General features: G+C 39.5%; 11 protein-coding genes and 1 pseudogene. 5 read left to right on the forward strand and 7 right to left on the reverse strand.

What is annotated here, in order from left to right; translation table 11 throughout:
• Positions 1–190 precede the first annotated feature (190 nt).
• Complete coding sequence (locus ABH902_RS10915) at positions 191–856, reverse strand: HAD family hydrolase (RefSeq protein ID WP_404590750.1); 666 nt, start codon at positions 854–856, stop codon at positions 191–193.
• 195 nt (positions 857–1051) lie between these two features.
• Between ABH902_RS10915 and ABH902_RS10920 the strand changes: the two genes are divergently transcribed.
• Complete coding sequence (locus ABH902_RS10920) at positions 1052–2404, forward strand: aspartate kinase (protein WP_404590751.1); 1353 nt, start codon at positions 1052–1054, stop codon at positions 2402–2404.
• A 69-nt stretch (positions 2405–2473) separates the two neighbouring features.
• Here the strand turns inward: ABH902_RS10920 and ABH902_RS10925 are convergent, their stop codons facing one another.
• From ABH902_RS10925 to ABH902_RS10940, 4 genes are all read right to left on the reverse strand, one after another.
• Positions 2474–2989 (reverse strand): HAD family hydrolase, encoded by a 516-nt coding sequence (locus ABH902_RS10925; RefSeq protein ID WP_404590752.1) that lies wholly within the window; start codon positions 2987–2989, stop codon positions 2474–2476.
• The gene (locus ABH902_RS10930; RefSeq protein WP_404590753.1) at positions 2976–3836 is read right to left on the reverse strand and encodes a Cof-type HAD-IIB family hydrolase; all 861 of its coding nucleotides are present in this window, start codon (positions 3834–3836) and stop codon (positions 2976–2978) included. Before ABH902_RS10930 ends, ABH902_RS10925 begins: the two co-directional genes overlap by 14 nt.
• Before the next feature lie 31 nt (positions 3837–3867).
• Positions 3868–4701 (reverse strand): DUF72 domain-containing protein, encoded by an 834-nt coding sequence (locus tag ABH902_RS10935; RefSeq protein WP_404590754.1) that lies wholly within the window; start codon positions 4699–4701, stop codon positions 3868–3870.
• A 126-nt stretch (positions 4702–4827) separates the two neighbouring features.
• A complete protein-coding gene (locus ABH902_RS10940) occupies positions 4828–5568 on the reverse strand; it encodes an acyl-ACP thioesterase domain-containing protein (RefSeq protein ID WP_404590755.1) in 741 nt (246 codons plus the stop codon).
• Between the two features lie 618 nt (positions 5569–6186).
• Here ABH902_RS10940 and ABH902_RS10945 point away from each other — a divergent pair.
• The 4 genes and pseudogenes from ABH902_RS10945 to ABH902_RS10960 form a co-directional block, all read left to right on the forward strand.
• Complete coding sequence (locus tag ABH902_RS10945; RefSeq protein WP_404590756.1) at positions 6187–7032, forward strand: helix-turn-helix domain-containing protein; 846 nt, start codon at positions 6187–6189, stop codon at positions 7030–7032.
• Between the two features lie 211 nt (positions 7033–7243).
• Positions 7244–7828: a lytic polysaccharide monooxygenase gene (locus ABH902_RS10950; protein ID WP_404590757.1), complete on the forward strand. Its 585-nt coding sequence runs from the start codon at positions 7244–7246 to the stop codon at positions 7826–7828.
• A gap of 27 nt (positions 7829–7855) precedes the next feature.
• Positions 7856–8902, forward strand: a complete 1047-nt coding sequence (locus ABH902_RS10955) for a glycosyl hydrolase family 18 protein (RefSeq protein ID WP_404590758.1) — start codon at positions 7856–7858, stop codon at positions 8900–8902.
• Positions 8883–9062: pseudogene (locus ABH902_RS10960) on the forward strand (hypothetical protein); the annotation flags it as partial. The gene ABH902_RS10955 and the pseudogene ABH902_RS10960, both read left to right, overlap by 20 nt.
• 206 nt (positions 9063–9268) lie before the next feature.
• Here the strand turns inward: ABH902_RS10960 and ABH902_RS10965 are convergent.
• Together ABH902_RS10965 and ABH902_RS10970 are read right to left on the reverse strand one after the other, a co-directional pair.
• On the reverse strand, positions 9269–9892 hold the full coding sequence (locus ABH902_RS10965) for a recombinase family protein (RefSeq protein WP_404590759.1): 624 nt from the start codon (positions 9890–9892) through the stop codon (positions 9269–9271).
• A gap of 37 nt (positions 9893–9929) precedes the next feature.
• Positions 9930–12059: a peptidase domain-containing ABC transporter gene (locus ABH902_RS10970; RefSeq protein WP_404590760.1), complete on the reverse strand. Its 2130-nt coding sequence runs from the start codon at positions 12057–12059 to the stop codon at positions 9930–9932.
• Positions 12060–12065: the final 6 nt, after the last annotated feature.

Here is a 12065-nt window from a genome sequence, read left to right on the forward strand (position 1 = left end):
GATTATGCAACCGCTGATAACGAATGAATCAGTCCCTATCAACAATCACAATAGTCTCTTATCTACATAAAAATCTCTAAAAACACCTACAGAAAATTATATCACAATCTGCGTCAGCAAGCACTAACTAATTGAAATTTCTTCATAATTGTTTTGAGTTTGTAACATTGGCCTAATATTCTTTACTCATTTACGCAGATTCTTCTTGTTTGAGCAGTTTTTTGCAAATCTCGCTTAACGTTGTCAATTGATGATCGGCTAAACTTTGATCCATACCGAAGCGATCATCCTGCAACGCCCAAACGGTTATACCTGCATCGTGCGCCGAACGGATCCCTTTTTCAGAATCTTCAACAGCCAAACACTGGTGTGGTTTCAGTCCTAATTCCTGCACCGTGTATTGATAAATTTCAGGATCCGGTTTGCTTTTGGCAAATTGTGTGCCGCTGACGATCACATCAAAATAACTATTTAACTGCCCCGCTTTTAGTATATCCTGAATGGCCGGCATCGTCGACGAAGAAGCCAACCCAATTTTGTATCCGTTTCTCTTTAAGAATTGCAGAACACGTTTTGCATCCGGATGAATGAGGTCTTTGAAGTCAGCTGGATGAGCTTCTTTATACTTTAAATATTCCTGATTTAAAAAAGCCTCATCGTATGGACTGTCATTTGCTTCAAAAATCAGCTGCCATAAACTACGCATATCCGCCCCTATAAATAATGAAATTGGAATCGTTTCGATGCTTAGGCCATATTCTTCAAGAAATGCTTTACGTCGCTGATAGTAAAATGCCTCACTATCGACTAAAATACCATCCATATCGAAAATAATTCCTGCATAATTCTGCGTCATTTTTGGCGCTCCTTTTTTCAGTGTTCTGATTCAGCTCTACTAGTCTAACAAAAGATTGAAAGAAAATGAAGAAATTTGTCGGAAAATCATCAAAAAGATCGCATATTTGTCTATTTTGCAGTTGCTTTTCCCTGGATATTTCGGTATCCTTTTACTATTATAATGAAAAAACTATTAGAATTAGGAGTGAAAAAAGTGAAAGTCATAAAATTCGGAGGCAGCTCTCTTGCTTCTGCCGTACAATTAGAAAAAGTTTTACAAATCGTAAAAGAAGACAGTTCACGAAAGTTTGTGGTTGTTTCCGCTCCTGGAAAGCGTTCCTCCGAGGATATTAAAGTAACGGACCTCCTAATTTCGTATTATCAGGCCTATATAAATAATCAAGCCACCACTGCAATTATTGAAAAAATTATTCAGCGTTACGAAGATATTTTAGATGAATTAGCACTTGATAAAGCTGTTCTAACGGATATCGCTCAAGCAATTCAGCATTTGAGCACCTTGTCCAATAAGAATAATCCGCATCTTTTAGATGCTTTTCTGGCTAGCGGTGAAGATAATAATGCCAAGCTTGTCGCTGCCTTTTTTAAACAGCGCGGGTTACAGGCTCGCTATATCAATCCGTTGGAACTGGGGCTAATTGTATCAGATGAACCCGGCAATGCGCGTATCCTTCCGTCAGCAGCTGCTAAGATCGGTCAATTCAAAGAGACCGAAGAGATTTTGGTGATTCCGGGCTTTTTCGGTTATACAGAGGCCGGCGATATTTGTACATTCTCACGCGGCGGCTCTGATATTACCGGCTCTATTGTGGCAGCTGGTGTCCATGCGGAGATGTACGAAAACTTTACCGATGTCAACGGCATTTTCGTGGCTCATCCTGGGATTATTCACAATCCAAAAACCATTAAAGAAATTACCTATCGTGAAATGCGCGAGCTGGCCTATGCCGGTTTTGCCGTCTTACATGATGAAGCGTTGATGCCGGCTTATCGAGCGAACATTCCTGTTGTGATTAAGAATACCAACAATCCGAAGCATCCCGGCACGATTATCACGACGTCACGGATGGTCAAGCATGATCCAGTCGTTGGAATTGCCAGCGACCAAGGGTTTGCCAGCATTTATATCAGCAAGTATCTAATGAACAGAGAGCTGGGCTTCGGTCGTCGTCTCTTGCAAATTCTCGAAGAGCTTGGTTTGAGTTATGAACATATGCCTTCCGGAATTGATGATATTTCGATTATTTTACGTGAACAGCAACTATCTGCCGAGATCGAAGAAAAACTGATGCATCATTTAGAAGCAGAGCTTGAGCCGGATGAATTACGCATCACACACGGCTTATCGATGCTGATGGTCGTCGGTGAAGGTATGCGCCAGCGGATCGGGGTCATGGCAGACAGTGCAGTTGCTTTAGCTGAAAATAAGATCAACTTGGAAATGATCAACCAAGGATCTTCTGAGGTCAGTATCATGTTCGGCATAAAAGAAAATCAAGAGGAAAAAGCGATTCAAGCGTTATATGAGACATTTTTTGATGCCTAATCATACGAATAAAAGACGGAAAAGCACTTAGCTTCATTAGCTGGTTGGCTCTTCCGTCTTTTATTTATCTTATTCAGCAGCCTTTTGCTGACGTTCAAGTTCGGCTTTAATCTTTGGTTCGGGCGCAAAATCAGCTTCCCAATTGTCTGGCTTTAAAACTTTATGTGTGATTGGATCATAGTGGGGCTGGCCGTCAGGAAATAGTTTGCCCATATTGGCTTCATGTACGATTGCAAAAATCTTTGTTGGGTCTACACCTAATAATGAAAACGAGCCATACGTAAAATACAATAAATCGGTCAAAGCATCGACCTCTTCAACTAAAGGATCCGTTACCGTTTTATGTTTTCCTAAGACCTTTTTTTCCGCCTTGTCAATCGCTTCTTTCAGCTTGATAATCGCTTCTTTAAACCGCTGCGGATCATTATTAGCTGCTCCATATAAAAACTCGACTAATTCTTCTATTTTAAACTCTGCACGATCAGATGCTTTTTCAACAGAAAAGGGGGTAGGAATTTTGGGTCTTCTATTATCAAATTTTTGATGAAATGCTTCGGTCATTTCAAATGGATTATCGACTTTCATTTAGTTCCTCCTTAATTACATTATAGTGCTGTAACGCGTGATAAATGCCATCCGTTTCATTCGTTCTGGTGACAAAATCAGCTTGACTTTTTACCGCTGCTTCCGCGTTTCCCATCGCTACGCCTATGCCGACACCTTCTAGCATCTCCAAATCATTCCAGCTATCGCCAAACGCCATTACCTCGTCTAATGAAAAATTAAAATGCGCCGCACACTTTTTAATGCCGGCCAGCTTTGATCCTCCTAAAGGAATAATATCGACCGCATAAGGATTAGAACGAGTGAATTGGCAATCCGGCAAATGCTCGCGTAAAAAAGCGGCCTCTGATTCCGGACTTAACAGCACGCATTGATAAATCGGCTCTTTCAAAATATCCAGCTCGTGATAGCGCTGCTCTTTGCGATGAATGGAAAAACGACTGATTAAATTTTTAGCCAGTTTTGTAGGAAAACGTTTCGGTAAAAAACGACTAAATTTTTTCGCCCATTTATTTTGACCAAACCGCATCAGAGAGCTACCTTCCAAACTGCGTCGGCTGCCAAACAGCATTTGTCGATGGTAACGGTCAGCAAATGCGACCAGCCGCGATAAAATATCTTCAGAAAACGGCTCCGCATGAATGGTTTCATCCTTAGTATAAACCAGCTGGCCATTGTAGGTGACAAAGATATCGAAATTCAATTCGTCAATTTGACGATTCAAATGAACCGGACTGCGTCCAGTTGCCACACCGCACAGGATTCCTTGCGCTTGAGCTAAAGCAATGCTGCGCTTGGTTGACTCTAGTGCTTTGGCGTGTTTATTTACTAAGGTACCATCAATATCAAAGAAAATGGCTTTAATCATAGGACTCCCTTCTTTAATACTCGTTTCATTCTTAAAATAAATCCATTTGTTTGGGATTTAAGTCATTATACTCCAAATGAAGCTTCTGTTTCATCGTCAATAAATTCTCAGCGGCATCACCGCCGGAATTATTATTGAAAATAACTCCTACTTCACATGATTTTGCGGCCATCTTTTCAACAACCTCGCCTAATTCAGCAAGCTCATCATCACTATAACGGTACAAGGTCCGTTTTTTGCGCCAATCTTTGTCATTTGCCAGCCAGCCGGCAGCATTTCGCCCATGTAAACGAAACAACGTAAACTGGTCATTCGTCACAAATGGATAAAACGGCACAGGATTAGTAGGAATTTGAGGTTCATCAACAATCACTAATGAAAATTGGTGCTTTTTCATAAAGGTCAGGGTTTGGATAATATATTTTTCGGTATACCACGATCCATTTCTCAATTCAATTGCAATAGGCAGATTGGGAAACCAATGGCGGATTTTTTCTAAATACTGTACATTTTCTTTTGTACAGCTAAAAGTACCGGAAAACTGCACCAAAAAAGCGAACAATTTTCCACTGTCAATCAGCGGCGCCATACTTGTCAAAAAGGCCTGAATCATTTCCTCTTCATTTTGATAATACTGCTGCCACTCGCCCTGACAGCTGATTCCGCTGTAGACCTTCATAACAAAACGAAAATTTTCAGGAACAGACTTCACCCATTCTTTGACAGATTCTTGTTTGGGAATACCATAATAAGCGGTATCCATTTCTACTAAAAGTAAGTAGCCGGCATATTCATATAAACTAGAGCGTTTCTTGCCCGTTAATTTATCATGTTCATTAAAAGAGGTTAAACCTAAGCGAATCATTCTACTCTCTCCTTTGCAGTTGCTGGATTATTCTTTACATAATGTTTAAGCTATTATTATTTTATACTAAAAAAGACCAAGACAAAACCAAAAGTTGTCCTGATCTCAAAAAAATCCCGCTATAGATTAGTTGCTTTTGCGCCAGTTCATGTTTGCTTCGCAATAGGTTTGACCAGCAATTTTTATTTCATGGCGGGTGGTTTTGCCTGCTTCATGGTCCAAAATCTCATAATGACTTTCGATTTCCTGACCGTACTCTACTTCTTTATCAAATTTCACATTAATGAAAGTTGGTTCGTATTCCGTTAGAAAATCATAGCCTAAGACATCCAACAGCCAATTGAAATAAATGGCATTATTGACATGCTGATTGCCGTCAATATCGAAATAACGCACTCGGTAAGGCAAAGCAGTCCCGTTTTCTACCTTTTCAATTTTTTCTCCACGATAGATTTTAGTGATTTTTTCACTTTCGTACGGTTGAATGATTTCCGGCAGCACGCTGCTCATTTTGCGGTTTTCTTTATCCATTAGCACAAAGGTTGATTTGATCAAGACACATTCATTTCCTTGCTCGTCATGAATCCAAAAATTGCGGTAACAGAAATATTTATTATAAGCCATTGCCTGAGTCGTCACAGCTAGTTTTTCACCCACCATCGGTAAACGGCTAATCTGAATTTCGTAATTGGTAATCACCCAGCCTAAGCCAAAGGAAGCGACAAAATCAGATCCTCGATCCAGCGCATCACTTTGTTCTTCAGATGCTTTAATCACAACAGCCAGCATCGATGGAATCGTCATCTTTCTAGTAATGTCTCCGTCATAATAAGCTACTTCATAGGGTATTGTATATTTTTTTGCCATTCTTCTACGCTCCTTTTTGCTTTTGCCTTTTAAGTATAGCACATTGACTGACAATAAAAAACGATAGACCAATGCACTTCCAGCACTTCATTGGAGGTTGGTTTTACTTCGAGTAATTGGGTAAAAGACGAGCGCTATGCTTTTTATAGTGATCATTTTTTATGAAATAATCGAAGAGCCTGAGCATTGTCCACCATTTATTCGCATTTAGAGTACGAGGCAAAATGTTATTTACTTTTGTCTTACCAACTTTATTTCTTCTATTATATGATAAAGCACCAATTTATAGATAAAATAGAAAATATCTGTAAAAACAAGTGAAATTAGCTGCAAACTTTATCAAATTTTAATAATACAAAAAAAACTTTTCAAACATGCCAGAATAAAATCCAAGCATGCGAAAAGTTTCTTTTTGTCTTTTAGTAATAAAAAGACGTCTAATGCATGTTTTTTTCGAACTACACGTGGCCTACGTTTCCGTAAGGTACCACTTCACTAAGTTGATCTAGAAGCGTTTCCATTCTTATCCCTCCAAAAAAATTAGTTGATTCTATTTGAATAATACCATACTATTATATAAAAATAGAACTATAACGCACAAGCATAGAGAGGAAACATATGAGAATAAAGGGAGATATCATACGTTCAGCAAGAAAACAAAAAAAATTATCACAAGTCAATCTAGCCGCTGGGATTTGTACCCAAGGAACCATCAGCAATATTGAAAATAAAAATATCTGTGACAGTCTTGAAATTCTTGATGCAATTTGTAAGCGATTGAATCTTAGTCTGGAAAGTGTTTTAGACGACAATGATGAAAAGAAAGTTATGAACCTGTTAACTCAGGTAGAAAAACTATGCAACAAATTAAAGCATAAAGAAGCTTATGCACTTTTAGAAGAAATTAAAATCAATATTTCTGATTTTAAAAATAAGGAATTAGAGGTTCGCTGGCTATATTTTATGGGTATTACGAACCTGCTTGGTTTTAATAATACAACAGACAGTCTATTTTACCTTTACCGGGCAGATGAACTAGGCGATGCCAATTCAATTTACGCTATTCTTTCAGTAAACAGCTTAGGTATCGCTTATGAGATGGTAGATGAATTCGATAAGGCACAGGTTTATTATGAGAAATCTATTGATATGCTTAAAAAAATGACGATCGAGATTCCTATTGAAGCAACCAAAATATTTTTCAACACGGCAAAGTTTTATTCCTTAATAAAAAAATACGAAACAGCTTATAAGCTGGCCTGCGAGGGAATGGCTCTCAATCGGAAATACCAGTCACTCTATATGCTGGATATTTTAGCTTATGAAGCAGCTTTTAATGAGTTCATGCAATCGTCTGACTTAAGTGCTCCTGATTACACTAGCGCAAAAGTATTCGCCGCTTTTAATGATAATCAGCAGCTTTTATCCGTGATTGCCAATGATGAAAAAAAATTGACACGTTAAAAGCTATTCTGTTAAACATGATTACCTCAAAAGAAGTTCGGGTTCTTCGCAAGTAGTGGCTAGGTAAAGCTGACTAAAGTTTTGCCTCGGCCATGTTTTTTCACCACTAAATATTATTCGAAAGTATAATATCATATTAATTGTATAATAAAACTAATTGTGTTATATTCATAATTGTAAGCGCTTTAAAAAACATTTAGGAGGAATTGCAATGAAAAAAGTAGTCTTGAAAGCAGCACTTGTTTTTGGATTGTTCGTAGGAGGATTATCATTATCAACCACCGTTTCTTATGCACATGGATATGTTTCCTCTCCTGGAAGTCGGGCGTACTTCGGCAGCAGCAAAGGGAATAATCTTAATCAAAACGTTGGTCGGGCAGAATGGGAACCACAAAGTATTGAAGCAGCGAAAAATACCTTTATCCCCGGAAAATTAGCGAGTGCAGGCGTCACTGGCTTTGACCCTTTAGATGAGCAAACAGCGGATCGTTGGCATAAAACAGATATTACAACAGGCCCCTTGGCTTTAACTTGGACCCTAACAGCTCGCCATAAAACCTTATCTTGGAATTACTACATGACGAAACAAGGCTGGAATCCAAACCAACCCTTAGATATTCAAAACTTTGATTTAATTTCAACTGTAAATGATAATGGCACGATGCCGGGCGACTTCGTCAATCATAGCATTACTATTCCTTCTGATCGCAAAGGCTATCATGTGATTTACGCAGTATGGAATATCTACGATACAACGAATGCCTTCTATCAAGCAATTGATGTTAACGTCAAATAATTTAATCGAAATAAAGGAGCGAAAAGGATGAAATTCAAACAATTACTACCAACGGTTCTATTGATTGCTGGTATAGCTGCTGTCGGTTTTAGCAGCATCCCTGTCCATGCGGCTGATGCGGCAAGCGAAATGGTTAATGTGTCCGACAAAAAAGTTCTTGTCGGTTATTGGCACAACTGGGCTTCTAAAGGTAGAGACGGGTATAAACAAGGAACCTCCGCCAATATTTCTCTGGCAGAGGTCAATAAGGCCTATAATGTGGTGCCTGTTTCCTTTATGAAGAGCGACGGCACCAGCCGCATCCCGACATTTTCTCCGTATAATAAAACAGACGCCGCTTTTCGTCAGGACGTTGCCTTGTTAAATAGTCAGGGACGTGCTGTTCTACTTGCTTTAGGCGGCGCGGATGCTCATATTCAACTACAAAAAGGAGACGAGCAGGCTTTTGCTGATGAAATTATCCGCCAAGTTGAAACTTATGGCTTTGATGGCTTGGATATTGATTTAGAGCAATCCGCGATTACTGCTGGCGACAATCAAACAGTCATTCCGGCCGCTTTAAAAATTGTTAAAAATCATTACAAAGCGCAAGGTCAAAACTTTATCATTACTATGGCGCCAGAGTTTCCTTATTTAAAACCCGGCGGTGCTTATGAAAAATACATCACCTCGCTGGACGGCTATTACGACTACATTGCTCCACAATTATACAATCAGGGCGGTGACGGCGTTTGGGTCGATGAAATCAATACTTGGGTTCCGCAAAGCAACGATCAGTTAAAATATGAATTTCTTTATTACATGTCTGATTCCTTGATTCACGGCAGCCGCAGCTTTTTGAAAATTCCTAACGATAAGCTAGTTTTAGGCTTACCGGCTAATGTAGACGGAGCCGGCAGCGGTTATGTCATTGATCCGACAGCAGTTTATCAAGCATTGGATCAATTGAAAAAAGACGGTAATCCTATTAAAGGTCTGATGACTTGGTCAGCGAACTGGGATGTCGGCACAAATGCCGCAGGTAAAGCTTATAACAATGAATTTGCGACAAGATATGTCCAAATCCTACAATAACCTTTTTGAATATTTTCTATATAAAGTACTGAGAGGTCGGGACAGAAGTGCTAAGCCCTTCGGAAATAAGCCGGAATTCACGAAAATTGTTTTTCAAATTTTTGTGAATTCCGGCTTATTTCCGAAGGGGCTGCTTCTGTTCCCGCCGTTTATTCGTGTTTTGAGTGTGTGGCAAAAGTGTCCTTTACTTTTGTCTCACACTCTCTATTTACGAATAAACGATGGCCAAAAGTCAGGTTCTTCGGCAATTTCACAAAAGACGATCACTATCAAAAGCATACTGTTCGCCTCTTATTCCAATTGCTCGAATCTAAACAACTTTGGGTTCAACCGCTTTTATTTGCGTTATTTTTGAGTAAAAATGCATTATTCTTTCTTCCCACTAGTTACTAAAAGCTCAGCCATTTCATGAGAGTCAGTGTTTTTCTTCGTCCGGTAAATTCCTTCTTTTCGCAAGTGATGGTAAAGAGTAGAAATCGAAATATCGCAGCGTCTGGCAATTTCCTCCGCTGAAATCGACGTACTATGATACAGTCTGAGCGCTTCATTAACCTGAGAGACCAGCGGCGGGCGTCCCAAAACAACGCCTTTTTTTCTAGCTGCATTTAAACCGGCTAAGACACGCTCTCGAATCAGCTCTGCTTCCATTTCAGCAAAAGCACCCATAATGGTAAAAAAGAAGCGCCCCATCGGTGTTGAAGTATCAATGTTGTTTTGAATGCTGACGAAATTGATATTTTGCTCATTAAAATGCTCTAAAAGGACAAGCAATTGCTTGGTTCCTCTCGCTAATCGATCTAACTTGAAAATAACAAAGGTGTCACCTGACTTTAACCTGTTCAGTGCTTTGTTTAATTCATTACGCGAGCTTTTCCGGCCGCTTTCATGCTCTTTAAAGATGAGATCCACACCATAATCTTTTAGAGCTTGTTCCTGTGAATCAAATTTTTGATAATGCGTACTGACACGCATATAGCCAATAACCGCCATATTTTCCCCTCCTTTAATCTTTTTCGATAACTATAGTTTAAGCATCAAAGTAAATGGAATGGTATTGTCCGTTTAAAGCCAACAGCTCCTCATGCGTTCCTTCTTCCACGATTCGACCTTGATCCATGACCAAAATACGGTCAAAATGCTTAATCGTATTCAAACGATGAGCCACAACAATACAAGTAAAGTCATAGGTTTTCAGCCGATTCATAATGAAGTTCTCCGAGATATTGTCCAAGGAACTGGTCGGTTCGTCCATTAATAATAAGCTGGTTTTTTTCACCAATGAACGAGCAATGGAAATCCGCTGCATTTGACCGCCGGATAAATTCATGCCGCCTTCAGAAATCTGGGTTTCCAAGCCCAACGGTAAATTCATAATAATTTCATCCACTTTAGAATCAAAGATTGCTTGCTCCACTCGTTCCGGCAATACATCGGACTGGTTTAACACAATATTGTCATAAAGCGTAGCATTAAAAATCGTAGGCTTTTGATTGACGATACTCACACATTGCTTCAAAGAGCTTTCGTCAATATCTTTTAAATCAATGCCATTGAATTCAATTGTTCCGGATGTGGTATCATATAAGCCGGCAAGCAACTTTAAAAGCGTACTCTTACCCGAACCACTTTTCCCGACAATTGCTACTTTTTCCCCAGCCTTTACCGAAAAAGAAACAGATTGGAGAATTTCTTCTTCAAAATAGCTGTACCTAAATGAAACATTTTTCGCTGCTAAGCCAGTAATCCGTTCGATTTTTTCACCCGCATTGGTCAGCCGCGGATTTTCCTTCGCCTCTAAAATTTCGTTGAGCTTGCCAAAATAAGAACGCAGCAGCAACAGCTCGGTATACGAGTCAAAAACTGTTACGATTGGCGTGATGAACGCCCCTGCCAATGCATTAAAGCTCACCAGCTGACCTAATGTCACTTGTCCGTTAACCACTTGAAAAAGTCCCACATAGATCAGAATAATCGGTAAAATAAATTGAAGAGAGGTCTGAATCGTTCTCACCCAAGTGGAGAAGCGATTTTTTTGGGCCCGCAGTTGAACCTGAGTTTTAAATTCTTCACGCCATTTATCGTAGAATTCCTTTTCCGAGCCGGAGGATTTGACTGTTTCCATCCCTTCGAACAGCTCTACCAGAATGCGTTGGACCTTTGATTGAGCAATCAATTCCTTGTTAGTAATCGCTTGGACACGTTTGGAATTTACTACTGAAATCAAGCCCATTATCAGTGCGCCTAAGATAGAAATCAACGTCAAGTTTACAGACATGTTAATCATTAAAACTAGATAGATAAAAACAAAGAGAAAATCAACGAAAATAGTCAGCATGCGCTGGCTCATAATTTGCTGAATAATTACGCTTAAGTTTGCTCTAAAAATCAGATCTCCGGTCGATCGATTCACAAAAAAGCGCAGCGGCAGATAGATAATTTTCTGCATAAATTTCTTCATTAACGTTAAGTCAAACAAGTTTTCCAGCACGATCAGAACTAACCCTCGTGTTACCTGCAGCAAATAATAGGCGGCAAATAAAACTAGAATCGTAACGATGACTTGAAATGCATCAGCCACAGCAAACTCCGCTCGATCAATAATGGTTTGTGTTAAACGCGGAATAATAATGGTTACCAGCTGGACTAAAAGTGTTAATCCAACAAAGAAACCTACTTTTAGCTTTTGATCCGCCAAGATAGCTTTTAAAATAGTCCAGGTGGCATTTTTCACTTTTTTCTTTTGAGTGATGGTCACATCTATGTCTGTTAGAATCAAAGCAATATTCGAAAAACTAGCTTCAAATTCCTTTCGCGACAGCTTTTTGCGGCCACTGGCCGGGTCAAGAATCGTGGCTTCCCTGGCTGTTAGTTTTTCTAAAACGATATAATGCCGCTCTTCCCAAAAGCAGATAACAGGCGCTTGCTGTTCTTCTAAAATACCAAGCTCCAACACGCGAATCGCTTTTGTTTCAATGCCTCGATCGCTTAGAATCTGATGGAGATTCGTCAGTGTATTCCCACCTTTAGGTACACCGTACACATCACGCAAGTGGCTTAACGTCACATGATCCTTGTAATAATTTAAAACCATAGCCGTACACGCTAAGCCGCATTCACTATGCTCGCTTTGCTCAATAAACGGTACTTTTTTTACCAAGCCAAC

Origin of the sequence: Enterococcus sp. UD-01, assembly GCF_044909655.1 — a bacterium.
Taxonomy (GTDB): Bacteria; Bacillota; Bacilli; order Lactobacillales; family Enterococcaceae; genus Enterococcus_L.